This is a genomic window from Nocardia goodfellowii (assembly GCF_017875645.1).
GTDB classification, from domain to species: Bacteria; Actinomycetota; Actinomycetes; order Mycobacteriales; family Mycobacteriaceae; genus Nocardia; species Nocardia goodfellowii.
The window spans coordinates 4,694,729-4,720,028 of the sequence record NZ_JAGGMR010000001.1 but is presented as its reverse complement, the minus strand read 5'-3'; the positions used below and the strand labels follow the sequence as shown (position 1 = coordinate 4,720,028).

At 66.8% G+C, this 25,300-nt stretch carries 22 protein-coding genes; 13 read left to right on the top strand and 9 right to left on the bottom strand.

Going from position 1 to position 25,300, the window contains the following annotated elements; translation table 11 throughout:
* Positions 1-4 precede the first annotated feature (4 nt).
* A complete protein-coding gene (locus tag BJ987_RS21790; protein WP_209893183.1) occupies positions 5-430 on the bottom strand; it encodes a hypothetical protein in 426 nt (141 codons plus the stop codon).
* Positions 431-936: 506 nt separating this feature from the next.
* Between BJ987_RS21790 and BJ987_RS21785 the strand changes: the two genes are divergently transcribed.
* The gene (locus BJ987_RS21785) at positions 937-1,278 is read left to right on the top strand and encodes a histone-like nucleoid-structuring protein Lsr2 (RefSeq protein ID WP_209893180.1); all 342 of its coding nucleotides are present in this window, start codon (positions 937-939) and stop codon (positions 1,276-1,278) included.
* 285 nt (positions 1,279-1,563) lie between these two features.
* Here the strand turns inward: BJ987_RS21785 and BJ987_RS21780 are convergent, their stop codons facing one another.
* Positions 1,564-2,163 (bottom strand): PepSY domain-containing protein, encoded by a 600-nt coding sequence (locus BJ987_RS21780; protein ID WP_209893177.1) that lies wholly within the window; start codon positions 2,161-2,163, stop codon positions 1,564-1,566.
* Between the two features lie 272 nt (positions 2,164-2,435).
* Here BJ987_RS21780 and BJ987_RS21775 point away from each other — a divergent pair, with 272 nt between their 5' ends.
* Entirely contained in the window at positions 2,436-2,720 is a 285-nt protein-coding gene (locus BJ987_RS21775; RefSeq protein ID WP_209893174.1) for a hypothetical protein, read from the top strand.
* A 92-nt stretch (positions 2,721-2,812) separates the two neighbouring features.
* Positions 2,813-4,066 carry a threonine/serine exporter family protein gene (locus BJ987_RS21770; RefSeq protein ID WP_209893171.1) on the top strand — a complete coding sequence of 418 codons (1,254 nt, stop codon included), beginning with the start codon at positions 2,813-2,815 and terminating at the stop codon, positions 4,064-4,066.
* A 7-nt stretch (positions 4,067-4,073) separates the two neighbouring features.
* Here the strand turns inward: BJ987_RS21770 and BJ987_RS21765 are convergent, their stop codons facing one another.
* The 4 genes from BJ987_RS21765 to BJ987_RS21750 form a co-directional block, all read right to left on the bottom strand.
* The gene (locus BJ987_RS21765; protein WP_209893168.1) at positions 4,074-5,624 is read right to left on the bottom strand and encodes an MFS transporter; all 1,551 of its coding nucleotides are present in this window, start codon (positions 5,622-5,624) and stop codon (positions 4,074-4,076) included.
* A 108-nt stretch (positions 5,625-5,732) separates the two neighbouring features.
* Positions 5,733-6,716, bottom strand: a complete 984-nt coding sequence (locus tag BJ987_RS21760; protein ID WP_209893166.1) for a dimethylarginine dimethylaminohydrolase family protein — start codon at positions 6,714-6,716, stop codon at positions 5,733-5,735.
* A gap of 177 nt (positions 6,717-6,893) precedes the next feature.
* Positions 6,894-7,784 (bottom strand): patatin-like phospholipase family protein, encoded by an 891-nt coding sequence (locus BJ987_RS21755; protein ID WP_209893163.1) that lies wholly within the window; start codon positions 7,782-7,784, stop codon positions 6,894-6,896.
* A 51-nt stretch (positions 7,785-7,835) separates the two neighbouring features.
* A complete protein-coding gene (locus BJ987_RS21750) occupies positions 7,836-9,299 on the bottom strand; it encodes an MFS transporter (protein ID WP_209893160.1) in 1,464 nt (487 codons plus the stop codon).
* 102 nt (positions 9,300-9,401) lie between these two features.
* On the opposite strand from BJ987_RS21750, the gene BJ987_RS21745 reads away from it, so the two are divergent.
* Both BJ987_RS21745 and glsA read left to right on the top strand, forming a co-directional pair.
* Positions 9,402-10,913, top strand: coding sequence for an alanine/glycine:cation symporter family protein (locus BJ987_RS21745; protein ID WP_209893157.1), 1,512 nt, complete (start codon positions 9,402-9,404; stop codon positions 10,911-10,913).
* A 5-nt stretch (positions 10,914-10,918) separates the two neighbouring features.
* Positions 10,919-12,154, top strand: a complete 1,236-nt coding sequence (gene glsA / locus BJ987_RS21740; protein ID WP_209893155.1) for a glutaminase A — start codon at positions 10,919-10,921, stop codon at positions 12,152-12,154.
* Positions 12,155-12,162: 8 nt separating this feature from the next.
* Here the strand turns inward: glsA and BJ987_RS21735 are convergent, their stop codons facing one another.
* Entirely contained in the window at positions 12,163-12,861 is a 699-nt protein-coding gene (locus tag BJ987_RS21735) for a TetR/AcrR family transcriptional regulator (RefSeq protein ID WP_209893152.1), read from the bottom strand.
* 90 nt (positions 12,862-12,951) lie between these two features.
* Between BJ987_RS21735 and BJ987_RS21730 the strand changes: the two genes are divergently transcribed.
* Positions 12,952-14,133, top strand: a complete 1,182-nt coding sequence (locus BJ987_RS21730; protein ID WP_209893149.1) for a serine hydrolase domain-containing protein — start codon at positions 12,952-12,954, stop codon at positions 14,131-14,133.
* A gap of 165 nt (positions 14,134-14,298) precedes the next feature.
* On the top strand, positions 14,299-16,146 hold the full coding sequence (locus tag BJ987_RS21725) for a hypothetical protein (RefSeq protein ID WP_245366076.1): 1,848 nt from the start codon (positions 14,299-14,301) through the stop codon (positions 16,144-16,146).
* 16 nt (positions 16,147-16,162) lie between these two features.
* Here BJ987_RS21725 and BJ987_RS21720 read toward each other — a convergent pair whose 3' ends face one another.
* The gene (locus BJ987_RS21720) at positions 16,163-16,345 is read right to left on the bottom strand and encodes a hypothetical protein (RefSeq protein ID WP_209893146.1); all 183 of its coding nucleotides are present in this window, start codon (positions 16,343-16,345) and stop codon (positions 16,163-16,165) included.
* A gap of 158 nt (positions 16,346-16,503) precedes the next feature.
* The gene (locus BJ987_RS21715) at positions 16,504-17,760 is read right to left on the bottom strand and encodes an FAD-dependent monooxygenase (protein ID WP_307869709.1); all 1,257 of its coding nucleotides are present in this window, start codon (positions 17,758-17,760) and stop codon (positions 16,504-16,506) included.
* 218 nt (positions 17,761-17,978) lie between these two features.
* Between BJ987_RS21715 and BJ987_RS21710 the strand changes: the two genes are divergently transcribed.
* From BJ987_RS21710 to BJ987_RS21685, 6 genes are all read left to right on the top strand, one after another.
* Entirely contained in the window at positions 17,979-18,311 is a 333-nt protein-coding gene (locus BJ987_RS21710; RefSeq protein ID WP_372446884.1) for a hypothetical protein, read from the top strand.
* Between the two features lie 562 nt (positions 18,312-18,873).
* Positions 18,874-20,289, top strand: coding sequence for a DEAD/DEAH box helicase (locus BJ987_RS21705; protein ID WP_209893143.1), 1,416 nt, complete (start codon positions 18,874-18,876; stop codon positions 20,287-20,289).
* Between the two features lie 44 nt (positions 20,290-20,333).
* A complete protein-coding gene (locus tag BJ987_RS21700; RefSeq protein ID WP_307869708.1) occupies positions 20,334-21,533 on the top strand; it encodes an RsbRD N-terminal domain-containing protein in 1,200 nt (399 codons plus the stop codon).
* Positions 21,534-21,698: 165 nt separating this feature from the next.
* Positions 21,699-23,156 (top strand): dihydrolipoyl dehydrogenase, encoded by a 1,458-nt coding sequence (gene lpdA / locus BJ987_RS21695; RefSeq protein WP_209893140.1) that lies wholly within the window; start codon positions 21,699-21,701, stop codon positions 23,154-23,156.
* 11 nt (positions 23,157-23,167) lie between these two features.
* The gene (pdhA, locus tag BJ987_RS21690; protein ID WP_209893137.1) at positions 23,168-24,283 is read left to right on the top strand and encodes a pyruvate dehydrogenase (acetyl-transferring) E1 component subunit alpha; all 1,116 of its coding nucleotides are present in this window, start codon (positions 23,168-23,170) and stop codon (positions 24,281-24,283) included.
* A 19-nt stretch (positions 24,284-24,302) separates the two neighbouring features.
* Entirely contained in the window at positions 24,303-25,286 is a 984-nt protein-coding gene (locus BJ987_RS21685) for an alpha-ketoacid dehydrogenase subunit beta (RefSeq protein WP_209893134.1), read from the top strand.
* Positions 25,287-25,300 lie beyond the last annotated feature (14 nt).

The following is a 25,300-nucleotide window of genomic DNA, read 5'->3' as shown; positions in this document are numbered from 1 at the left end:
GCACTCAACCGTGTCGATGCCGGTCACGGCGCAGCGTGTCGATCGCATTCGCGATCAACGTTTCTCGATCGGCGATCGGGGTCTTCTTCTGTTCGAACGCGATCAGGCGTTCGGCGGTGGCGGTACTTCCCATCACCATGGTGCGGAGTAGGGGAAAATCGTCCGCCGCGATGTGTTGGACTCGCGGAGCAGTCCGCAATGCCAGCTCGGCAGCGGGTCCCGCCGCGCGTCGCGATTCGGTCACGGTCCTCGAATGCGCGGATAGCACCGCGCCCGTCGGTAATGCGGTATGTCGTCGGCGACGCCTGGCGTAGCGGATCGCGAACGCGGCGATACCGGCGATGAGCACCAGAACACCGATGCCCAGTGGCACGGTCACCTCGTCGAAGGGCTCCGAGGAAATGAGCGACAGTATGTGCAGAATTATCAACTGACCCGCCTTGTCGAATGCCTACGCGCACCCGCGGTGCTCGATTCCGTCAGTACTAGGCGGCGGCACGCCGTAAACCCCCGCGGCCCAAGCCGCGAGGCACACAACGCTTCTCGTAACCCCCGGTCGAGCCGGACAGTTCCACCACCGAGCGCCCTATCCCGATCGGGTATCCCGCCGGGCGGCAGCGTGCGTCGGCACCGAAACCGAGTCCGGGCTAGTTCGCGCATGCGCCAGCGGCAATATGCCGGTTAAGCCGACGCCATGGCCGGTGGCGCGCCGACCCCTGGTGCCGAGGTGCCGGAGTCGATTCATCAGGCCATCGGATTGTATTGCCGGCGAGGTGGTGCCGACATGACCGTACGGTCGGTTTTCTCTGGCGATGGCCGCGGTTGCGGCAAGCCACGCGGATCGCGTGCGGGTATACGCCGCCCTGGTTTGCCGATCTCCTTCCGGCAGCGCTACCGTTCGTTCTCCAAGGTTCGTACACCTCGAAGGGACACCGCATGGCCCGCAAAGTCGTTGTGACAATGGTCGATGACTATGACGGCGAATCCAGCGCCGATGAGACTGTGTCGTTCGCTCTGGACGGTGCCGCCTATGAGATCGACTTGTCGACACTCAATGCCAAACAACTGCGCGCCGTTTTCGAACAGTGGACGCCACACGCTCGCAAGGTCGGTCGGGCGCCGCGCAGCAAGTCCGGCGCGCCGCGACCGGCTGTCGACCGGGAACAGAGCGCGAAAATCCGCGCGTGGGCACGCCAGCACGGCCATGATGTTTCCAGCCGTGGGCGCATCTCGACCGAATTGGTCGCGGCTTACGAAAAAGCACATCAGAACGTGTGATCTGCTCGAGCAGACCGCTCCCCTGGACCGCACAGGGAATCTGTTCGCCCCGGGGCCGATCGCGTCGGTAGCGCGGTGCAGCGCCGGACTCCGGTTTCGGCGCTCCGAATTCCCTACGCTCCCAACGGATACCAAGCGCATGCTGCGGGGAGCTCTCGACGTCTCGGCCGCAGCCCGCAAGCTGCGAGGGCGCGGCTGAGCAATAGGAATCTCGCCGTCCACGGTAGGTTCGCGGCGTCGCCGGACGCCCGAACCGTCGAGGCTCGGGCCGGCCGGGCGGTGAACTTAGCCCGCTGTCTTCAACTGGCCCGAGTACGCGTCGACCTGCACTTCGTAGTCTTCATCGGCGTCTCCCGGAGTGCGGAGGTCGAACTCGTACTGCGCCGAACCGTTCTTGCCCTCGATCTTCCATTTCTCGACGGTGCCGGGACGCGCCTTCGTCGCCGTGTCCATCGCCTCGTTCAGGGGCACCGCGGCGTCCAGGTCGACTGCATCCTCGGTTCGCGCGCGACCGACCTCGTCGGCATCCAGATCATCGGTCTTCTCCGTGACGAACCCACCGTCGTCGGCCGACAACTGGGCGGCGTACTTCTGCGAATCCGACATCAATTCGACCTTGTACACATATATCTCGCGGCCGTTGACGCTCTCCGGTTCGAGTTCGACCTTCGTCACCGTGCCGTCGAATTTCTTGCGAGCGGCATCCAGTGCGTCGGTGTAGCTAACCCGAAAGTTGTGGTGCGCCAAATCGATCGGCGCGGTGGCCGAGGTCGTGGGTCCTGACACACTCATGCTTGTCGTGGTGGCGGAGTCCTGATCCGAATCGCTACCGCATCCGGTAATCGCCGCCGCGACCACACAGCACACCAGTATTCCCGTTCTCATCGCCTCTTCCTTTCAGCCGAAACAAACAAGCGCGCGGAATCATTCAGCAGCATACAGGCGGCAACCCCTGCGCCCCGTTCTGTACTGCCCGGAGAATGCCCTGATGAGGGCAAGCAATTCGGCGAATTCAAGCCGCAAAGGCGGCCGCGAAGCCACCGCTGCGTTTAGCCTGTCGATGACTGTTTGTCGCATCGCCTGAAGAAAATCCGCAGCGTCGTCGAATTCTTCACCTCGGCAAGCCCATCACCGCAGCGTCTTAAAGGAGCATGACAATGAGCTTGATCCTCTGCGCGCTACAAGACACCGTCGTCGCCCAGGTCGTCGGCAACCCCGCACCGGAAGCTCCGCCGCTGGCCGACAAACTGATGCAGATGGGCCGCTACTTCACCTGGCTGGTCCAGCTGTCCGGTATCACCGCCATCACCTACGGCGGCGGCCGCTTCGCCTGGGAGAAGTGGAACGGGGGCGGCCTGCAGTCGCCGAAGATGATCGCCGGCGCCATGGCCGGCGGCGCGGTCGCCACCAGCGCGGGCACCATCATGAATACCGTCGTCTAGGCACAGCACACGATCTCGCCCGTGCCGGACCACCTGACCTGGTTCCGGCGTGGCTGCTCGGTAGCTGCCCACCGGTCACCGAGGATCAAGACGTGACAGCGACACCGCAGGGTGCTCGCCGGGCGGGAACCGAGCTGGAATTCCTGGCCCGGCTCGGGGCAGCCATGCTCGAGGCCGGGTACGCCACTGAGCCGATGACTCAAATGGTCACCGCCTGCGCCGGATCGTTCGGGCTGCGGGAGGTGATAGTCAGCGGGCTGGGGCGGGTCGTGCGGGTCGAATGCCGAGGCGACGACGGATTCCCGCAAGGATGGACGGTCGCGGCGGCGAATCTGGACAGCTTCGACTGCGACCGGATGAAACGATTGAAGGATCTCGCCCGCACTGTCATCGTGGACGGCACCGAACCGGCGACCGCCTTGCGGTTGCTGGAACACGCCGATCAGGGACCGAAACCTTGGCCGTGGTGGTTCGTCACCCTCGGCGGCGCGCTGCTGGCGCTGTGCATCGCGTTGCAGGTCGGCGGGACGCCCGCCGCGGCGTTCGCGGCAGCGGTGATCTTGCCGCCGGTTTCCATACTGGGACGCGGACTCGCGGCGGCCGGTATTCCGCGGTTGTACGCGCTGGCGATCCAGACACCCTGTGCCGCCGCGCTCGCCGCGGGCGCGCACGCACTCGCGCTCATCACGGTCACCGACAGCGCGGTGGCCATCGCCACGGTATGGGTGCTGCTGGTACCGCTCCCCCAATTGATGACCACCGCCATCGACTGTGTCAGTTCCGACAATGTCACCGCCACCGCCCGCGCGGTGTCGGCGCTGCTGGCCGTGGCCGGAATCGCCATCGGCGGCACAGTGGTTGTGGCGCTGTCCCAACGGTTTCCGCTCGGTGATCCGATTTCCCCGGATCTGCCTCAGCTGCCGGTCTGGCTGGTGTTGTGTTTCTCCATTCTCGGTGCGCTGGGCAACGCGGTGTTCAATCACGGCGGCTGGAACCTCTTTCCGGCCGCGGCGGCGGCCGGACTGCTGGCGGCGACGGTCAACCAGACGTTGATCCACCTCGCGAATATGCCACCGGTGTGGTCGTCGCCGATCGCGGCGATCGCGCTCGGATTCGCTGCCGCCGCCAGTTCCGAACTGCTCCGATTGCCGGTGTCGGCACTGACATTGGTGGGCTTGACGGGTGCGCTGCTGCCCGGCCTCACCCTGTACCAGGGGCTGGTGATAGAGCTGTTCCACGTGTCGGGAGTGTCCTACTTCGTCCAAACCTTCGCCATCTGTGCGGGTTTGGGTGCCGGGGCCGCGGGTGGGGTACTGCTCTACAGCCTGGGCAGGCGGGCAGCATGATGCCGTCTCACCCGTCGACCAGTTCACTGCGCGTCTTGTGCTCGGCACCGCTGGTGGACATCGTGAAGTCGCGCGGTGTCAGCCGCACTACCAGTAGCACCGCCAGTACGGTGATGCCCGCTCCGACGAACGCGGTCGTGGTCAATGCCGAGTCGAACGCACCGCGCGCCTGATCCATGATCGCCTCCCCGGTCTGGCCGCCGACGCGCGTCGCGACCGCGACCGCACCTCCGACCGAGCCACGTGCCGAATCCAGATCCGCGCCGGTGAGAGGTAGATCGGTCATGTGCGCGGCGAATATCGCGCCGTGGATGCTGCCGAGCAGCGCGACGCCGACACCTTGCCCGAGGTCGTAGCTGGTTTCCGACACCGCTCCGGCTTGGCCTGCCCGGTCGGCGGGCACCGCGGCCACCAATACCGACGAGGCGATGGTGGTCACCACCCCCGCACCCAGACCCAGCGCGATCTGCACGACAGCGATGGTCGGATAGGTGGTGGGCGCCGGCGCGAAACCCAGCAGCACGAACCCGGCGATGACCGCGACAAGACTGGCGCCCATGGTCTTTCGCACTCCGGCCCGATCCATGATCCGCGGCGCGACCAACGCACCGACCAGTGCCGCGAAGGCCACCGGCAAGGTCCGCAGACCAGCCTGAACGGGACTGTAGCCCTGAATGTACTGCAGCCACAACGTGATCAGCAGCAGCATCGCGCCCAATGCGATCTGCGGCACGAAGATCGCGATGGTGGCCGCGGTGAACGGGCCACGGCGGAACAGACGCACATCCAGCAGCGGATCGTCGAGGCGGAGTTGACGGCGGGCGAACAAGGCCAGCAGCCCGATCGCGAATGCCAGCACGAGGACATCGCCGAAGGTGAGACCGCCAGCGGCGGTGTGCTTGATACCCCAGGCCAGGGTCATGATGCCGACCACCGACAGACCCGCGCCGACCCAGTCCAGCGAGCCGCGACTCGGCGAACGGAATTCCGGCAGCAGCGGAATCGCCACCAGGAGCAGCACTATCGCGCACGGCACGTTGAGCCAGAAGGCCGCGCGCCAGCCGTAGTTCTGCACCAGCAAACCACCGACGACGGGCCCGGCGGCCGCGCCGAGACCGGTCACCGCGGACCAGACCGCGATTGCCCGCACCCGTTCGCGGTCGTCGGTGAAGATATTGCGGATCATCGACACCGTCGAGGGCATCAGCATCGCCGCACCGATCGCGCACAGGGCGCGCCCGGCGATCAGCTGCCAGGCGGCCGGGGCGGTAGCCGCGAGCACCGACGCGAGCGCGAACACCACCCACCCGGCGAGGAACATACGCTTGCGCCCGATCCGGTCGCCGAGACCGCCGCACAGAACCAGTAGTCCACCCAGCAGCAGCGAGTAGATATCGACAATCCACAACTGCGTCAACGGGTCTGGTCGCAGGTCGCTGATCAGCGCGGGTAGCGCGACGTTGAGAATGGTCACATCCATCATGACCAGGAAGACACTCGCGCACAGCACCGCGAGCATCCCCCACCGGGCTTTCGACTCGATTCGCTCAGGGTTCATCTCGGCGTCCTTCTGGTGCGGATCCCGCGCCGGCCGCATTCACGGCACCGGTGCGAGCAACCGCTCGCGTCGCGTCGGTCGACGGAATCATGCGTCTACGGGGCGGCCTCAGTTCGCGCGCAGCAAGGGTTGGGTGGAGCAGCGGAACGCGCCGCCGAACAGTCGCGAGACCGAGAAGTCGATGTACTCCACGGTGATCCCGCGCGCCTCGAGCTCCTTGCCGACGCGCTCGAATTCGGGGTCGGTGATGTAGGTGCGGGAGTCGATGGGCAGCCCGTTGGTGCCCATGGCCGCGGCTTCGTCCTCGCTGACCTCGATCTGTTCCCAATCACGCAGTGCCGCAGGCAATCCAGCCGGGAGACGTGCCGGGCAGGCGATCATCAGGCCGTCGCGGATCAGGCTGATCGCGCAATCCAGATGCAGCACGTGGGCAGGCAGCTCGACCTTGCTGACCGTGAAGCCGAACGGCGTCAGATACTTTGCCAGCCAGCGGTATCCGAGTTCGTTGGTAGCCATGCCCGAGCAGCCGACGAAGACCTCGGTGCCCAGCACCAAGACGTCGCCGCCTTCGAGGAACGGGCCCGCGCCGGGGTGGCCGAGCGGGGCCGCCTCCGGTTGCGGCAGGGAAACGTAGCGAGCAGCCGACGGCAGCACCCGATCCAGCAGGAGTTGGCGGCTGGGCAGGACCTCCATCCTGCGGTGCGGAAATTGCAGTACACCCTCGATCACGTGCTCGCCCACGGTGAACCAGGGATCGCGCACGAAGAAGTTGGCGTATCCGGTCTCGCCCGCCGCCGCCTTCTCCGCGTCATCGAACAACCGCGGTCGCAGCACTTCGACACCGTAGCGGGTCAGCACTGCCGCCAGCTCGTCACGTTCGGCTTCCCACGCAGCCTGCTTCTCCGAATAGACCTCCCCGAAGTCTTTGCCCCACACCGCTTCGAGGATTTCCACCGCACTGGGCTCCACCGGCATCGAATGCCCGAGGATCGCGGCACTGGCCGGTGCACGAAACTCGCTTTGCGAAACGACCACGCTCCGCAGTGGTGCGAACTCACTGTCCACCCGGACATCCATAGATTCAGCAATCATGGAATCCGAGCCTAAGCAGCCGAATCGAGGGCTGTCCAGCAGTGACGAATGACGCACTGCCTGCGGAAATAGGCAATCTAACGGCAGCAAGTACCGCTGCGATGATCAGTTGAGCGAAGTTTCGCAATCATTTAGCAACAATTTCTCCAGCCGATCGTTATCGTCCCGTCGAGCTCGTCAAATCCCGTCGTCACCGGTAACCCCGATCTTGTCCAGCGCGTCGGCGGCCAGGGCGCGGCCGACGGCGATTATCGAATCGGCACGATGGAAATCCATTGTGCCGCAGATGTTCAGCGGAATCTCGATGACGAGGTCCGGCGGGTGGGCGGCCAAGTGCGTCCGGGTCAGCGCGGCCAGCATCAAGTCGATGGCGCGTTGCGCTACATCGACGGCTCGGACACCGGCGAGGGGGTGCACCTCGGCGGGGGCGTGCGCCTGGCGATGTGCGGGCGCGCGCCACCATTGGCCGAACCGGGTCGGCGGCGGCGGTGTGTGGTCGTAGGCCGGGTCGGGCGCACCGGAGAGATCCACACCGATGACCATGTCGGCAGGTCCCAGGGCCATGGTGGCCACCACCGGCAACGGGTCGAGGACGCCGCCGTCCACCAGGACGTGGCCGTCGGCGAGCACCGGTGTGATGAAACCGGGGATGGCGATGGAGGCGCGGATGGCGGAGTCGAGATCGCCGTCCTGGAACCAGATCGATCGACCGGCGGTGAGATCGGTGGCCACGGCGATGTAGGGAATCGCCAGGTCTTCGATCCGGACCGAGCCGAGCAACTCACGAATCCGGTCGAGGACTTTGACGGCGCGGATCACACCTGGTTCGGCGAATGCCGGGTCGAGCAGGCGAACAACTTCGAATTGACCGAGAGTCGTTGCCCACCGGGTGAATTCGTCCAGGTGTCCCGCCGCGAAGAGTCCACCGACCAACGCGCCCATCGATGAGCCCGCGACCCCCACGATCTCGTACCCGCGGTCCTGGAGTTCGGCGATCACGCCGATGTGGGCGTAGCCGCGCGCGCCCCCGCTGCCGAGGGCGAGCTTCACACGCTTGGGTGTCGCCATCTGGGCTCTCCGGTCCCTGTCGAAGTGCGCTACGGACTCGGTGGTCCGTGATCATAATGATGGCTGGTCACGGTGCGGTCGCTCCGGACGGCGACCGCCCAGTCGTGGCACCATCGAGTGTCCCCGGTAGCTGAGCGCTGACTGCGCGAGTGCGATCGCGATGGCGACCGCGATGACGGTGAAGCCGGTTCGATAGACCGTCGGCAGCAGCACACCCAGGGCGCCACCGAGCACCCACGCCAATTGCAGCACGGTCTCGGTGCGCCCGAAACCTGAGGCGATCGATTCCGGCGGTAAGTCATCCTGGATCGAGGCATCGAGGGACACCTTGGCCAGGGCGGTCGACGCGGAGGCGACCAAGGTCGCCAGGACCGCGCCCAGCAGACCGTTCTGCACCGCGGCCACGACCACGATCGCGAGGCAGGCGCCGGTGCAGGACAGGATGATCGCGCCGGGGCGGCCCAATACCAGGCGAGCACCGGCGAAGTTTCCGCTGAAGTTGCCGATTCCGGCGGCCGCACCGGCCGCGGCCAACATGACAGCCTGGCGGAACGCGGGTTCATTGCTGGACTTGGCTACGAAGGCGATATAGAAAGTCAGGAAACCGGTCAGGATTCGAATCGCTCCGTTGCCCCACAGGCCCGCGATGACGAACCGGCCCAGCGGCTGCCAGGATCGTGGGCGCGCCCGCCTGGGGGCACCGAAGGTCGCCGGCTCCGATGCCGGCGACCCGCCGTAGCCGAAACCGGCCGGCACTTCGCCCGCGGTGACCTCCACCCAGGGCGGAATCCGCAGGCTCAGATAGGCGCCCGCGGCCGCCAAGAGTGCCGCGACCACCAGGGCTCCGGTCGAGTGGAAGACCAGGGCGGCCCCGGCGGCGATACCGCCGGCGACAATGGATCCGCCGACCAGCCCGAACACGGTCAATCGGGAATTGGTGCGCACCAGATCGATGCCAGGAGGCAAAACTCGCGGTGTCACAGCGCTTTTCAGCACCGAGAACGATTTGCTGAGCACCATGCTGCCCAACGCCAGCGGATACAGCGCCCACTCGTCGAGGGCGAAGATCAACCCGATGGCGATCAGCACCCGCAGCGCGAAGGTCGCCGCCAGGGCGATGCGCCGGCCGTGCTGCACCCGGTCGAGCAGCGGGCCGATGACCGGAGCGATCACCGCGAACGGTGCCACCGTCATCAGCAGATACAGCGCGACGTTGACCCGGGACTGGGTGGCCGGGCTGGCGAAGAACAAGGTGTTGGCCAATGCGACGGCGATGGCGGCGTCGGCGGCGAAATTCGCGACGGTCGCCCGGACCAGCGCGGTCAGGCCCGATTCCTGTGCCCCGTCGGCGCGCGCGGCGTGCTGGACCAGCGCTACCGCGCGCCGGATCAACCGCTGCCCGGACATCGATATCCGCCGAATCCAGGTGGGCCGCGAGTGGGACACGTTTCCCTCGTCAGGTGGCGATCCGTCGGCGCCGGCCGAAGACGTCACCGGCTCCTCAGGGATGGCCATGGCCCGATTCTCGCCGCCACACAGGCCGGCGCCGGGCAATTCGCCATGAATTAGCTGCGTGTCGCGGGCTGGGTTCGATCGGTCGCTGGAATCGTGCTCGGTATGACTTCCGGCTCACCGATCCCGGCCGCCGTGAACCCGTTGCTCGCCGCGGACTTCGAATGGTTCCGCCACGACTGGCTGACGGGTTGGTCCGACATCGTCTATCTCTGGATCGTCGCGCCCTTACTCATTGCCGCGGGCGCGTATTTCACGGTGCGCACCCGTGGTGTCCAGTTTCGGCGCTTCGCCTCGGCCGCACGCCTTTCGATGCGCACCGGACTCTTCGCGGAGGATCACGATTCGGCCCGGCCCGACGCCCAGACCATTTCCGGGTTCGCGGCTTTCTGTGTCGGGTTGGCCGCCCGCACCGGGACGGGGAACATCGCCGGGATGGCCGTCGCCTTGGTAGTGGGCGGCCCCGGGGCCATTCTTTGGATGTGGGTGGTCGCCGCCCTGAGCATGGCTTGCTCGGTCGTCGAGAACACGCTCGCCCAGATCTACAAGGAACCGCTGGCGGATGGTTCGTTCCGAGGTGGGCCGGCCTTCTACCTGGAGAAAGGTCTCGGAGCCGAACGCGCGGCACGCGTCTTCGCTGTGCTGTTCCTGCTCGCGGTGGGCTTCGCGTTCGTCATGGTGCAGGCCAACACGATCACCGACGCGATCCGCGGCGCCACCCAGGTGGATGCCCGCACGATAGCGGTGCCCATGGCCGCGGGTACCGCGTGGATCATTTTCCGTGGCGCGAGTCATGCCAGCCGCTTCCTGAGCACCGTGACGCCCTGGATAGCCGGCGCCTACATCGTCTTCGGCTTGACCGTCCTGTTCCTCAATATCGGGCGATTGCCGGAAGTGCTGCGCCTGATCGTGCAATCCGCGTTCGGTGTGGGGCCGATGGCCGCGGGTCTGGCGGGCGGGATGATGATCGCCGTCACCACCGGTGCGCGTCGTGGACTGTTCTCCAACGAAGCGGGAATGGGAATGTCGCCCAACGCCGCGGGCAGCGCGACGGGACCGCATCCTGCCGACCAAGGATTCGTCCAAGCCTTCGGCGTCTTCATTTCCACCTACGTCATCTGCACACTGTCGGCACTGGTCATTCTGCTGGCCGCCGGCGGCGCCTACCAGCCCGGCCAGGAAACCGGTCTCAACGGCGCGCAGTTGGTCGGCGTCGCGGCCGGGAACCAATTCGGTGCCGCCGGTGAGGTTTTCATCGTCCTCGCCTTGTTCCTGTTCGGTTACCAGTCGATCATCGCCAACTACACGATGTGCGAGGGAAATATCACCAATATCTTCGGCTGGGGCGCGCGCCGGCTGTTCGCGTTCCGGGGGCTACTCATCGCCGCGATTCTCGCCGGTTCTGTCTTGGCCCTGGAAACGGTGTGGGCCATCGGCGATATCTTCGTGGCTACGATGGCAGTGATCAATTTGACGGCGATCGTGCTGCTGTTCGGGCAAGCGCGGGCAGCCATCCTCGACTGGGATGCACAATGCCGCGCTCGCCACCGTCCCCGTTTCGTCGAGAGCACACTTCCCCGGCCCGTGCCCGGTGCGGTGTGGAGCGAAAAGGACTGAGCGCCATGGACGACCCGGTTACCACCGCGCTGACAAATCTGCTGCACCGGCTGGCCGACGATCACAGCGGCGCGGTCGCCGACTACATTCCGGAATTGGCGGCGGTCGACCCGCACTCGCTGGGCGCGGCCATGGTCAGCGTGCACGGCGATCTCTATCACGGCGGCGACAGCGAAATCGAATTCACCATCCAATCGGTGTCCAAGCCGTTCGTCTACGCGCTCGCGCTCAGCGATCTGGGACTGGACGAGGTCACCCGGCATGTCGGATTCGAGCCCAGCGGTGAGCCGTTCAACGCGATAAGCCTCGAAGCCACGACCGGCCGCCCGGCCAACCCCTTGATCAACGCCGGCGCCATTGTCACTACCGCACTCGTCACCGGCGCGGACCGGGAAGAGAAATTCAGCCGCATACACGCCATTCTCTCGGCATTCGCCGGACGGAATCTCGGCATCGACGAAACGGTCTACGCCTCGGAGTCGGCGACCGGGGACCGCAACCGCGCGCTGGCGTATCTCACACTCTCGCAAGGCGTTCTGGCCGGGCCGGTCGAGGACGTCACCGATGTCTATTTCCGGCAATGCGCGGTGCGCGTTACCACCATCGACCTGGCGGTCATGGCCGCCACCCTCGCCAACGGCGGGGTCAATCCGGTCACCGCCGAACGGGTGATCGATGCCGAGATCGCGCGCATCACCCTCTCGGTCATGTCGACCTGCGGCATGTACGACTACAGCGGTGAATGGATGGTCCAGGTCGGACTGCCCTCCAAAAGTGGAGTCGGTGGCGGCATAGTCTCCGCGCTCCCGGGGGAATTCGGCATCGGCGTATTCAGTCCACGCCTGGACCCGCGGGGCAACAGTGTGCGCGGAAAAGCAGCATTGGCCGAAATGTCCCAGCGTTTCGGCCTGCACGTGTTCACCGCACCCACCGGCCATCGCTCACCGATCGCCGGCTCACACATCGACAACAAGGTATTGACGGTGCAGTTGCAAGGCGAAATCGACTTCGTCAGCGCCGAACGGATCGTGCGGCACCTCCAGGAAATGGCCGCCACCTATCCGATCACCCGCATCGACCTCGACCTCACCCATGTCACCACCGTGCGCACATCCGGATCCGAGCTGCTCACCGCGACATTCACCGACCTTCGTGCCCGCCAGATCGCCGTGCATGCCACCAGCCCCGACCCCTCACCGCTCCTGGAGTTGGCCGGCGAATCTCGCGTCGATTCCGGATAGCCGACCTGCTACTCCCGCTCGGCGGAGCGGCTGGCCCGAACTTCGATGGCATCCATGAACAAGTCGAGTGCGATTGCGAATTGATCTTCCGCGTCGACCTCGGCGAGGTGGGACGCGACGGCGGCGATATTGGGATAGCGGCTCGGCGACAACGCGAGATATTCGCGGCTCCAAGCGTCACGGTCGCCGGCCAGGGCATGCGCGGGTAAGGCCATGAGGGTCGCTTCCAGCGAGGAGTACGACAGCGCGATCTCGACCAACGCCCGATAGCACGACGCCGCCTCGCGTCCCCGCAGTCCGGCTCGAAGCAGCGCGCCGACAACGATTTCCGCGCCTCGGAACTCCGATTCCCGGCGTGTGGTCCGTCCCGAGACCACTGCGGCGACCTGCGGGTGGGTGCGGCAGGCCAGCCGCACCCGCTGGGCCAAGTCCTTCAGTGTCGCGCGCCAATCATCGGTGACCTCGATTCCGGTCAGCGCCTCGGCCATCAGCCTGTCCGCCAGCGCCAACATCAGTTCGTCTTTGCCTCGGAAGTGGCGCAGCACCGCGGTGTGGTCGACGCCGAGTTCAGTGCCCAATCGCCGGAAGGTCAGCGCGTCGGAGCCGTCGCGCTCGATGATCCCCATCGCCACCTCGATGATCCGATCCGGGGTGAGGACGCCCCGCGGACGACGCTTCCGGGCGGGTGGAGCGGGGCTGGTCGGCATCGCGAAAGCATACCGCGAATTTAGTCACCACTGTTGACACCACTGGTGACTGATGGTTGCATGCTGGCACCTCACTGGAACGGAGAACGAATGTTCAAGCGAAGTTTGGTCGTCGCGATCACGGCGACGGCGGTGCTGGCGACACCATGGGCCGCACCCGCTCAGGCCGGTGGGCCATTACCACTGCCGCTGCTTCCGCACCTGCCCTTCTACCTGACCGACACCGCATCGGCGTCCGGCCGCCCCGAACCGCTCGCCACGCACGATCCGAAGGCGCTGGACGCGACCTACGTCTACAACGGCAAGATCCAGACGGCCGGTGACTACCTGCGGCGGACCTCGACCCGGGGGTTTCTGGTCCTGAAGGGAAACCGAATCATCGACGAGCGCTACAGCGGTGGCTATTCGGCCGGTAGCCGGTTCAACTCGTGGTCGGTCGGCAAGTCGATCACCTCGGCGGCGGTCGGCATCGCGATCGGCGAAGGCAAGATCACCTCGGTCGACGACCCGGTCACCAAATATGTGCCAGATCTGGCGAAGAACGGATACAACGGCGTCAGCATCCGCCACCTACTACAGATGTCCTCGGGCACCGCCTACGACGAGACCGACTACGCCGACCCCACCAAGGGCTCCACCGCCACCACCATTCGCATGGTGGCGGGGACTTCGCTACCCGACCAGGCCAAGGAACTCGAGCGTGAACGCGCCGCGGGGACGAAATGGAACTACAACTCCATGGACACCTTCGTCCTGGGCTGGGTCGTGGCCGAAGCGACCGGCACCTCGCTGTCGGACTATGTGCGAGAACGGATCTGGAAGCCGGCGGGGATGGAGACCTCGGCCCTCATCGGCAAAGACTACGAAGGCAGTGCGATCGGTTATTGCTGCTACCACGCCACCATTCGCGACTTCGCCCGCTTCGGACTGCTGTATCTGCGCGGCGGACAAGCCGGCGGCAAGCAGGTCATCCCACAGCAGTGGGTTCAGGACTCCACGCACGCCACCGAACCGCATCTGCGCCCGCACAATCTTCGGCCGGACAAGCCACAGGCCGTGGAGAACGACTACGGCTACGGCTATCAGTGGTGGCTCGGTGACGGCGACCGCGGCGACTACACCGCGATCGGCATCCTCGGCCAATTCATCTACGTCTCACCGAAAGACAACGTCGTGATCGTGAAGAACAGCGAAGACCTCAACTCCGAGGAAACCATGGGGGAAGCGATTCACGCCTTCCGTGCCCTCGCAGACGCCGCCGTCGAACGATGACCTCGAAGTGAGGATCACGTCCGGTTCCGCGATGGACCGGACGTGACTGGATCACACAGACGCCGACAGCCGGGCGGAAGCGGCACCGAGCAGGTGTCCGCGGCGAGCGGCACCGCGCCGCCGAGATCCAAGCGGATCAGGTTGCCGAGGCTACGGTAAAACGCCATGGACACCGTCGTGGTCGCCCTACCTGTGCCGGTCCGTGGCTCGCGGCCGGAGCCGGCCGTTACCGATATCCCCGCAGCCTGCAAAGAGAGGAACGCGCGGCCGGTTGTCATCGCGGCCGTCTTGCTGATACTCGGGCAGCTGGCGCTGCGCGGCTGGGTGGCGGGTAGCGGATATTTCTACTGGGACGACCTCATTCTGACCGGCCGGGCCGCCAGTTATCCGTTGTGGTCGAGCGATCTGCTGCTCTACGACCATGACGGGCACTTCATGCCCATGGCTTTCGTCACCGCCTGGCTGCTGACCGAGATCGCGCCGCTGGAGTGGGCCGGTGCGGCCGCGACGATGCTCGTTATGCAACTCGCGGCATCAATGGCCGTGTTGCGCATGCTGGTGGTGCTGGTCGGCGTGCGGCGGATCATTCTGCTGCCGCTGGCCTTCTATCTGTTCTGTCCGTTGACACTTCCGGCCTTCGCGTGGTGGTCGGCCGCGGTGAACGCGCTGCCGTTGCAGTTCGCGCTCGCCTGGGTGATCGGGGACGCGGTGCTGCTGGTGCGCGGCGCGGGGCGCCGGCATGTCGTGTCCGCGCTCCTGGTGTTCGTCGCGGCGCTGTTGTTCTTCGAGAAGGCGGTGATCATCCCGGCCGTCGCGATCGCCGTTGCCGTTCTCGCCGACTACGTCGCCGAGGGCAGGGCCGGTTGGCGTGAGATCTGGCGGCGTGGTGCGGCATTGTGGGCCGGATGCGCGGTCGTGCTGGCGTTCTGGTCGATCGGGTATCTGGCAGTTGTCGATATGTCCTTCGTGCCGCACAGCGTGGGCGAACTGCGTGAGCTTCTGCCGCATGCGACATCGTTCGGCCTCGTGCCCGCTCTGTTCGGCGGACCCTGGATGTGGGAGCGATGGATCCCGGCGACCCCGTGGGCGGACCCACCGGGCTGGGCGGTGGCATCGGCGTGGGTGGCGCTCGGTGTGGTCGCGGCACTGTCGATCCGCGGTCGGCGCCGAGTGTGGGTGGTCTGGTCGACAGTGGCCGTTTACGTTCTGGTCGCCCAGCTTCCGGTCGCGCTGGCCCGCAGTGGGCCCAACACCGCGGGCGAGATCATGCAGTCCCTGCGCTACTTCGCCGACATCAGCGTAATCCTCGCGGCGGCAGCGGGATTGGTGCTGAGCGCCCGCCCTCGGGCGGACGTGCCGGCCTACCGAACCGGTTCGCGAACCGTGGCCGCGGTGCTCTCGATATTCCTGGTGAGCAGCCTGTACACCACCTGCACCTTCGTGCGTTCGTGGCGCGCCGACCCGACACACACCTACCTGACGAACGTCGAAGCGGCGCTGGCCGAACATGACGGCGTGCCACTGCTCGAACAGGAACTGCCGTGGAATGTGCTGAACCCGTTGGTATATCCCCAAAATTTGGCCAGCCGGGCTCTTGCCGCCGTCGCACCCCCGGGCACCTTCGCCCAGTCGACGACGCGGTTACGGATGATCACCGACTCCGGCACGATCGTCGACGCGGCGGTCTGGTGGAACCGCCGCATCCTGCCGGGGCCGGAGCCGGACTGCGGCCACCGCGTCCACGGCGCCGAACAGATACCGTTACCGCTCGACGGCCCCATGCTGGAGCACGAATGGACCGCACAACTCAACTATCTCGCGAACCGGGACGGCTGGATCACGCTCGCGTTCGAGCACGGGTCGCCCGTTTCGGCTCCGGTCCGGCAAGGTCTGAATACCCTCTTCGTCCGACTAACCGGCAGTGGACAGGAACTCAGGATCACCTCGCGCACAACGGATCTCGCACTCTGCGTGGGTGTCGGCCCGGTCGGCGTCGCATCCTACGACAATTGAACACGCGCCCGACCGGTCAACGCGGATAGTCGATTTCGGCGATGTCCGGTTCCAGGTCGGCCAATTCGACCGACTGATCGAGTTCGGCGACCACGGCGGGTGTCAGGGGCCGCAGCGCATACACGTGCTGGACCGCCGACAGGCTCACCTCGGTCTCGTAGTAGTCCTGGGCTGCGCATCGAAGCCAGTGCCTCGCCATCACCCCAGCCGGCATTGAACGAGTAGTAACGGTTTTCCCATTCCGGGCTGAGCACAGCGTCGAGCATGGCCATCGCCTGGCAGCGGTTCCGCAGGGTCGAGATGTCGGGCAGTAGGTCCAGCGATCGGTTCACGGTGCTCATTTAAATACAGTGGCCCTTACGATCCCGCTGAGGCGGTAATCGGCTGTCCGGCACCGGAATCCGTTACCCCCGCGTAGTCGGGCAGCTCGACGCCGTTGATCGCACGCTCGACCAGCTCGCCGAACCATTCGCCCCCGAAGTCGATGCCCGGATCGGCGTCCGACCCGGCGAGGTCGCGGCTGCGGGCGTTCAGGCGGGCGATTTCCTGATTGGCCTCGACGAACGAGCGCATTCGCCGCTCATAGGCGGTGAACCCGGCTTCGGGGTCCCACCCGGCGGCGGCGAGCTCGCCGGCCAGCAGGTAGGCGCCGACCAGGGCCAGGCCGGTGCCCTGCCCGGACATCGGCGACGAGCTGAATGCCGCGTCCCCGAGCAGTGCGACCCGGCCGGTCGACCAGCGGTCCATCACCACCTGCGCGACCTGATCGAGGTAGAAGTCGGGGGTGTCGTCCAGATGCGCGAGGATGCCCGGGGTCAGCCAGCCCATACCGGCCATCCGCTCGCGCAGCAGGCGCTTCTGGGCGTCGACATCGCGATAGTCGACGTCGAAGTCGACCGCGGGGAACGAGAACATGGCCATCGCCGAGGTGGCGTCCCGGATCGGCCGCAGGCCCGCCGAGCGCCCGGCCTCCTGATATTCGAGCAACCAGCGGTCCAGGCCGAACTCGTTGGGCACGCTGTAGAAGGCCAGCACGTGCCCGAGGTGGCGGACGAACCGCTCCCGGGGCCCGAAAACCATCGCGCGCAGCGCCGAGTGCAGGCCGTCCGCTCCGACCACGAGATCGAAGCGGCGCCGGTCACCGCCCGCGAAGACCACATCGACTCCGTCGGCGTCCTGAGCGAGTTCGGCGATCCGGTCGCCGAAGACGTATTCGACACTGTCGCGGGTGTCGTCGTAGAGCGCCTGGGACAAGTCTCCGCGCAAGATCTCGATCTCCGCGATGAACCCGTCGCCACCGTCGTCCTCCACGCTGAAGGTCTCCAGCACGTTCCCGTCGACGTCCACGGTGTGCGCGCCGATGGTCTGGGTGCAGGCCGCGCGGACCGCCGCGTCCAATCCCATGCGCCGGATGACCTCCTTGGTGACGCCGCGCGCGTCCACCGCCTGCCCGCCCGGACGCAACGCGGGCGCCCGTTCCACCACGGTGACCTCGGCTCCCCGCCGATGCAGCCAGTGGGCCAGCGCTGGACCCGCGATGCTGGCCCCCGCGATCAGCACCTTGGGACGCGCCCGCTGCTCACTCGTGTGCTCCCGTGCGGAGTCGTCGCTCACCATTGCCTCCATGTGTTTCCGCCCACGCTGGAAGGTTCCAGCGCGAGATCACCGCTGCGGGCGTCCAGTCGTGTGGACTACGGATAGCCACGAAATTCATCGGTACCGCTGAAGCATCGCGCGTGCCGCCGATCGAATGCCCGATGTTTACCGACCCGACTCCCGGGTAGCACGACGGAACCGTGTCCGCACAACGCGAGGAAAGAGGAGGTAGCCCGATGACCGTCTCGAACCAGCACATGGTGTCGGCACACCGCCGCCGTGATCAGGATCGCGGAAAGTTTCCGGATCACAGCCGTACCACTCGAAGCCATGCCGGTGAGGGCATCGAGGACGGCTACAACATTCCCGGAATTGTCCTGTGCGCGATGGGGATCGTCGGTTTGGCGCTGACCTTGACCGCAGCCGGCTATGGCTTCAACGGATGGGCCATCGTCGGTGCCATCGCCACCGCGGCCCTGATCGGCTCGGGTATCGGCTGGATACTTCTCGAGCACCGGCGAGTCAAGGCCAAGGAAGGATTGGCGCTCACCGATCAGCGGGGGCACTGACTCCGCCCTGCTGCCTGTGGCGATCGCGTGCGGGCATCGAGGACATAAAGGAGGGGCCGGATAACCCGGCCCCTTCGCTTTGTCTAGCGCCCGCTGTGGCTGTGCTGCCCGCCGGTCACCTCGGACTCGTGCGGCTGCGCCTCGGCGCACAGGAACGTGCTCACGATCGAGGCCTACCCCGGGGAAACGCGTCAAACCCGCCTTCACATGATCGTCAACTGCTGCGCGGGCGCGCCGCGCGCAGCGGGACCGGACGGCTCTGACCTGGATCGATCGGAATTCCTGGCTCGCGCGAGGTGATCTCGGCCCAGCCCGGCGAGCGACAAACCTCACCCGATGACGACGAATGGCCCATCACAGGCTATTGTTGATCAAGTGCGTGACCTGTCACGCCAAGCGTCGTAGATCGCATTCGCTTCGCAACCAGCGCATGCCGCATCCGCTCTTCTTACGGCGATCGATTTTGCCCATCGGCAATCTCGCCATTCGTGCCCCCGGCGCGGACCCGAAGGTCCGCAGACGGCTCGGGCACACCCGATGCCCGAAAGGCACCGCAACACCTATGACTTCTGCTGACATCTCCTTTGCCACGCTCGGTGTGAGCGCTCCCCTGGTGAAGGCGCTGACCCGCGCCGGGATCACCGAACCGTTCCCGATCCAGACCGACACCCTGCCCGATTCGCTGGCCGGCCGGGACGTGCTCGGCCGGGGTCGCACCGGCAGCGGCAAGACGCTGGCCTTCGGCATTCCGATGGTCAATCGGCTCGGCGGCGGCCTCGCCGGCCGGCGCGCACCGAGCCGCCCGACCGGCCTGGTGCTCGCGCCGACCCGGGAACTGGCCACCCAGATCGCGGCCGCGCTGGAACCCCTGGCCGCCGCCTACCGGATGACCGTCACCACGATCTTCGGTGGCGTACCGCAGAACCGGCAGGTCCGGGCGCTGCGCGCCGGTGTCGACATCGTCGTCGCCTGCCCCGGCCGGCTCGAGGACCTGATGAACCAGCGCCTCATCTCGCTGGATGCCGTCGAGGTCACCGTGGTCGACGAGGCCGACCACATGGCCGACCTCGGCTTCCTGCCCGGCGTGACCCGCATTCTCGCGGCCACCCCGAACAATGGTCAGCGCCTGCTGTTCTCGGCCACCCTGGACAACGGCGTCAACAAGCTGGTCAGCCGCTTCCTGCCGGATGCCAAGCTGCATTCCGTCGACGAGGCGAACTCCCCCGTCGCCGCCATGACGCACCACGTTTTCGAGACCGCCAGCGTCGAAGCCAAGCGCGAGATCATCCACCGGCTCGCTTCGGGCTCCGGCCGGCGCATCCTGTTCATGCGCACCAAACACCAGGCGCGCAAACTGGCCAAGCAGCTGACCCTCGCCGGTATTCCGGCGGTCGACCTGCACGGCAACCTCTCGCAGGGCGCCCGCGACCGTAACCTGGCGATCTTCGCCGCCGGTGACGCCCGGGTGCTGGTGGCGACCGACGTGGCCGCGCGCGGCGTGCACGTCGACGACGTCGAGCTGGTCGTGCACGTGGATCCGCCCGCCGAACACAAGGCGTACCTGCATCGTTCGGGCCGGACCGCGCGGGCCGGGAACTCCGGTGAAGTGATCACCCTGGTGCTGCCGGGCGAACGACGCGACCTGGCCGACCTCATGCGCAAGGCCAAGATCAACGTAACCCCGCAACGGGTCACCGCCGATTCGCCCGTGGTGGCCGAACTCGTCGGCACGATCGCCCCGTTCGTCGCCCCTTCCTACAGTGAGCGGGCGGCCCGGGAAGACGACCGTCGCAGCAGCGCGCCGTACCGCAGCGCCGGACCGCGCCGCAGTGGTGGCGCACCGCACCAAGGCGGCGGTGCCCCGCGCCGCGGTAACGGCGGAGCGCGCCAGGGCGGCAGCCGTCGCAGTGGTGGTGCGGCGCAAGGACAGTCGCGCGCCAACTCGCGCGCGCACACCGCGCGCGGTACGGCCGCTTAGGGTCGATTCCCGGACCCGGTACGGCTGGCGTAGCCTGCGTCGATGTGACGGCCCCCGAGAAAGGCGAGCCCGTGGCGAGCTCACCGGAACTGGCCGCGGCACTGCGCAGCGAGATACCCGAACTGACGCAACGGTTGATGGCGGCCGTCTTCACCGACAATCCGGAGTGGACCGACTACTCGGCGGTGACGCGCGCGGACCTGCGGGAGGGCTGCCAGCGGTTCCTCACCCGGGTCGTGGACCTACTGAGCGGGAAGGGCGCGGGGGCCGAGCGCGATGACGTCGCCGCGTCGATCGGTGCGTCACGCGCGGAGCAGGGCGTGCCGCTCGAGGCGATGTTGCGGACCTTCCGGCTCGGCGGGCGCATCGTGTGGGAGGCTTTGCTCGACAAGGCCGAGGATGCGCCGCCCGGCGATTTCCGGGAGGCCGGGACGACGATGTGGGCGGTCATCGACGGCATGTCGTCGGCCCTGGTCACCTCGTATCGCAATACCGAGCTGGATCGGGTCCGGCGCGATGAGCGGCGCCGGCACGGACTGATCGAGGACATGCTCGCCGGGCGCGCGCACGACGCGCTGTTCGCGGCACGGGCGGCCCGGGAGTTGAACCTGCCGGTGCACGGCGGCTATGTCGTGCTGGTGGCCCGCGGCGCGGCGCATCCGATGCCCACCGGCTCGGAAACGGTGTTGGCCGCCATGGGGATTCGCTCGGCATGGCACGATCGGGCGGACTCCACGGTCGGGCTGGTGGCGCTGGAACATCGCAAGGCCGAGCCCGCCCTGCAACTGCTGCGGCCGCGGGTGCGCGGGCGGGCAGCGGTCTCCCCCGTCGTTTCGGGACTGGCCGAGCTCGACACCGCGCACAAGCTGGCCCTGCTCGCACTCGACACGGTGCCCGAAAATGCTGTGGGCGTCCTCGTTTCGCTCGACGAGTGCTATCCCGAAGCCCTCCTGCTGCGGTCGACCGACCTGACACAGCTGCTGGTGACGCACGCCCTCGGCCCGGTGCTCGCGTTGCCGGTCAAAGAGCGCGACGTGCTGTTGCGCACCCTCAGCGTCTGGCTCGGCGAGAACTGTTCGGCGGCCAATGCCGCGCCGCGCCTGCACTGCCATCGCAACACGGTGATCAACCGGTTGCAGCGCATCAGCACCTTGCTCGGTCGCCCGCTGGAGGGGCAGCGCTCCTATCTGGAACTCTCCCTCGCGCTGGCCGCACTCGAACTCGGTGGGCACGCGGGCGACTGACCCGGCTCCCGTTCCAGCAAGATTGGGCGCAGCGCCCAGTTCCGGTGCCGGATCCTTGGACTTCGAGATCATTGTTTGTGCATCCGGTCACCACAAAACTCGAATGAATCACCCGCACTCCAACCGAGGCGGGTGGGTTTCATTCGAGGATGAGGAGCACCACGAGTGCCGGATTTCGATCTTCTGGTGGTGGGCGGTGGTCCCGGCGGGTACGTCGCGGCCATTCGCGCCGCCCAGCGGGGACTGCGCGTCGGCCTGGTCGAGAAGGAGCGCCCGGGCGGAGTCTGCCTGAACTGGGGCTGCATTCCGACCAAGGCCATGCTGCGGTCGGCCGAAGTCTTCCAAACCGTCAAGGACGCAGTCGATTTCGGCGTCCATGCCGAGAACGTCCGCTTCGATTTCGCCGCCGTCCGGCAGCGCAAGGACGGCATCGTCAAGGAACTCACCGATGGTGGCGCGGGCCTGCTGAAGGCCAATGGCGTCACGGTGGTCGAGGGGCACGCGCGGTTCACCGGTCCGACGACCGTCGAGGTCTACGAAGCGGGCGCGTCGCCGATCTTCGCCGGCGGCCCGCGCTACGCGGCCGCGCCGACCGCTGTGCGCACCCGCACGCTCAGCGCGACCGACGTGATCATCGCGACCGGTTCGGTCCCCGCGCTGCTGCCCGTCCCGGGTGCGGATCTGCCGGGAGTGGTCACCTCCGACGGCGCGTTCGGCCTGACCGAAGTGCCGGGTCGGCTGGTCGTGATCGGCGGCAGCGCGGTCGGGGCGGAATGGGCCAGCTTGTTCGCGACCTTCGGTAGCGCGGTCACCGTCGTCGAGATGCAGGATCGCCTGGTTCCCTTGGAAGACAAGGACATCGGAGTCGCGCTGGGGCGCTCGTTCGGCAAACGCGGCATCACCGTGCTGACCGGTTCGACCGTCACCGGCATCGACCAGGCCGAAGACGGCCTGCGCGTGCGCGTCGGCGGACCAGGGGCCCGCGAACTCGATGCCGACGTGGTGCTGGTCGGTGTGGGCCGTCGCCCGAATACCGCCGATCTCGGCCTGGACGCCACCGGAATCGTCACGGACGCAAGAGGTTTCATCGCTGTCGACGACCACCTGCGCACCGATGTCGAACACGTCTACGCGATCGGCGATGTCACCGGCAAGGCGCTGCTCGCGCACGTGGCCTCGCATCAGGGCCTGACCGCCGCCGATGTCATCGCCGGCCACGCGGCCCACATCGACTACACCGTGATTCCGGCGGCGACGTTCACCCACCCCGAGATCGCCAGTGTCGGGCTCACCGAGGACGCGGCTCGCGCCGCCGGGCACGAAGTACGCACCGCCAAGTTCCCGTTCGCGGCCCTGGGCCGGGCCAAGTCCTTCGGCGAGACCGAGGGGTTCCTGAAGATCGTCGCGGGGCAACAGCATCAAGAAGTCCTCGGCGTGCACATCATCGGCCCGTCGGCCAGCGACCTGATTACCGAAGGCGCACTGGCGATCTCGCTGGAAGCGACGCTCGACGAGCTCGCCGGCACCATCCATGCCCACCCCACCCTCGGCGAGATCGGTATGGAGGCCGCCCTGACCGGGCTCGGCCTGCCGGTACACATCGCCCCGCCCCGGAAGCGTTGAGGAGACCCCTCGTGACCACCAGCACCGCACCCCGCAAATCCGCCCGTAAAGCGGCTCGCCCGGCCGAGAGCGCGGGCAGCGCCACCACTGCGAGCTCGATCGAATCCCGGATCGCCGCCGAAGATCCCGGCAGTCTGCGCACCCTGTACCGCGACATGCTGCTGGTGCGCCGCTTCGAGGAGCGGACCGCGCAGAGCTACCAGCAGGCCAAGATCGGCGGGTACTGCCACCTGAATCTGGGCGAGGAGGCGACCGTCGTCGGCATGGGCGCGGCCATGCGACCCACCGACTACCTGTTCACCAACTACCGCGAACACGGCTACGCACTGGCCAAAGGCATCGAGCCCGGCCGGGTCATGGCCGAGCTCTATGGTCGCTCCACCGGCACCTCCAAGGGCTGGGGCGGCTCGATGCATATGTACGACACCGCGACTCGGCTGCTGGGCGGGTACGCCATCGTCGGCGGCCAGGTGCCGCTGGCCGTCGGCGCGGCATTGGCCATCGACTACCGCGGTGGCGACGACGTCGTGATCTGCCAGATGGGCGAGGGCACCACCAATATCGGCGCTTTCCACGAATCGCTGAATATCGCCGCGCTGTGGCACCTGCCGATCGTGTTCCTGGTGATCAACAACCAGACCGGCATGGGGACCACGGTCGAAAAGTCCTCCGCCGAGCCCGATCTGTGGAAGCGCGCGTCCGCCTATCGGATGCGTGGCGAACGCGTCGACGGCACTGACGTACTGGCCGTCCGCGACGTGGCGAGCGAACTCATCGAGACCGCGCGGCGCGAGGGCAAGCCCGCGCTGCTGGAAGCGGTGAGCTACCGCCTGAAGGGTCACTCCGTGGTCGATCCGGCGAAATACCGCAGCACCGAGGCCGTATCGGTCGCCCGGGAGAACGATCCGATCCTGCGCTGGCACGCCGCCCTGCTGGAAGCCGGTGTCCTGACCGAGGATTCGGTCGCGGCCATCGACAACGAGGTCGCCGCGGCGGTCGCCGCCGCCGTCGAATTCGCCGACGCCAGCCCGCATCCCGAGCCCTCGAGCCTGTTCGACTTCAACTACGCGACGCCGGTCGCCGGCGATTCCCGCCGCCTGCCCGCCGATCCGCTCTTCACCCACTAAGGACATCACCGTGGCTGTCATGACCTATCGCGAAGCGCTGCGCGAAACCCTCCGCGAGGAGATGCGGCGCGACGACGACGTCTTCCTCATCGGGGAGGAAATCGGGATATTCGAAGGCTCCTACAAGATCACCGCCGGTCTGCTCGACGAATTCGGCGAGAAGCGGGTGCGCGACACCCCTATCGCCGAGGAAGGTTTCGTCGGTGCCGCGATCGGCGCGGCCATGCTGGGTCTGCGCCCGGTGGTCGAGATCATGACGATCAACTTCTCGCTGCTGGCGCTGGATCAGATCGTCAATCACGCCGCCAAGATCTACGGCATGTTCGGCGGACAGACCAGTGTGCCCATGGTCATTCGCACGCCGGGCGGCGGTGGACAACAGTTGGGCGCCACGCACTCCCAGAACATCGAGCTGTACTACGCGTTCGTGCCCGGCCTGAAGGTGGTCGCGCCGAGCACACCCGCCGATGCGCGCGCGCTGCTCAAGGCCGCGATCGAGGACGACGACCCGGTGCTGTTCCTGGAAAACCTGTCGCTCTACAACACCAAGGGCGAAGTGCCGGAAGACCTTCCGCGCGTGGAGATCGGCAAGGCGGCCGTTACTCGCGAAGGTACCGACATCACCCTCATCGGGTACTCCCGCATGGCCACGATCTGTACCCAGGTGGCGGAAAAGCTGGCCGCGGAGGGCATTTCGGCTGAGGTCATCGATCTGCGCAGCCTGCGGCCGCTGGACCGCGACACGCTGGTGCGTTCGGTCCGGAAGACCGGTTGCGCGGTGATCGGCGAGGACGACTGGCTCACCTACGGCATCGGCGCGGAGGTGGCGGCGTCCATCTCCGATGGCGCGTTCGACTACCTCGACGCACCGGTACGCCGCGTGGCGATGGCGGAGGTTCCGCTGCCCTACGCCAAGCCGCTGGAGAAGCTGGCCCTGCCGTCCGCCGACTCGCTGTACACCGCCGCACGGGAAACCCTTGCCGCCGTCGGCAAGCGACGCTGAGCCCGGAGAAAGAG

What these genes read in the sequence shown, in the direction of transcription:
- BJ987_RS21750 (WP_209893160.1), bottom strand. Translation starts at nt 9,299, where the DNA reads ATGGCCATCCCTGAGGAGCCGGTGACGTCTTCGGCCGGCGCCGACGGA.
- glsA (WP_209893155.1), top strand. Translation starts at nt 10,919, where the DNA reads ATGGACGACCCGGTTACCACCGCGCTGACAAATCTGCTGCACCGGCTG.
- BJ987_RS21685 (WP_209893134.1), top strand. Translation starts at nt 24,303, where the DNA reads ATGACCTATCGCGAAGCGCTGCGCGAAACCCTCCGCGAGGAGATGCGG.
- BJ987_RS21720 (WP_209893146.1), bottom strand. Translation starts at nt 16,345, where the DNA reads ATGGCGAGGCACTGGCTTCGATGCGCAGCCCAGGACTACTACGAGACC.
- BJ987_RS21705 (WP_209893143.1), top strand. Translation starts at nt 18,874, where the DNA reads ATGACTTCTGCTGACATCTCCTTTGCCACGCTCGGTGTGAGCGCTCCC.
- BJ987_RS21755 (WP_209893163.1), bottom strand. Translation starts at nt 7,784, where the DNA reads ATGGCGACACCCAAGCGTGTGAAGCTCGCCCTCGGCAGCGGGGGCGCG.
- BJ987_RS21725 (WP_245366076.1), top strand. Translation starts at nt 14,299, where the DNA reads ATGGACACCGTCGTGGTCGCCCTACCTGTGCCGGTCCGTGGCTCGCGG.
- BJ987_RS21735 (WP_209893152.1), bottom strand. Translation starts at nt 12,861, where the DNA reads ATGCCGACCAGCCCCGCTCCACCCGCCCGGAAGCGTCGTCCGCGGGGC.
- BJ987_RS21760 (WP_209893166.1), bottom strand. Translation starts at nt 6,716, where the DNA reads ATGATTGCTGAATCTATGGATGTCCGGGTGGACAGTGAGTTCGCACCA.
- BJ987_RS21785 (WP_209893180.1), top strand. Translation starts at nt 937, where the DNA reads ATGGCCCGCAAAGTCGTTGTGACAATGGTCGATGACTATGACGGCGAA.
- BJ987_RS21765 (WP_209893168.1), bottom strand. Translation starts at nt 5,624, where the DNA reads ATGAACCCTGAGCGAATCGAGTCGAAAGCCCGGTGGGGGATGCTCGCG.
- BJ987_RS21745 (WP_209893157.1), top strand. Translation starts at nt 9,402, where the DNA reads ATGACTTCCGGCTCACCGATCCCGGCCGCCGTGAACCCGTTGCTCGCC.
- BJ987_RS21710 (WP_372446884.1), top strand. Translation starts at nt 17,979, where the DNA reads ATGACCGTCTCGAACCAGCACATGGTGTCGGCACACCGCCGCCGTGAT.
- BJ987_RS21730 (WP_209893149.1), top strand. Translation starts at nt 12,952, where the DNA reads ATGTTCAAGCGAAGTTTGGTCGTCGCGATCACGGCGACGGCGGTGCTG.
- BJ987_RS21775 (WP_209893174.1), top strand. Translation starts at nt 2,436, where the DNA reads ATGAGCTTGATCCTCTGCGCGCTACAAGACACCGTCGTCGCCCAGGTC.
- BJ987_RS21780 (WP_209893177.1), bottom strand. Translation starts at nt 2,163, where the DNA reads ATGAGAACGGGAATACTGGTGTGCTGTGTGGTCGCGGCGGCGATTACC.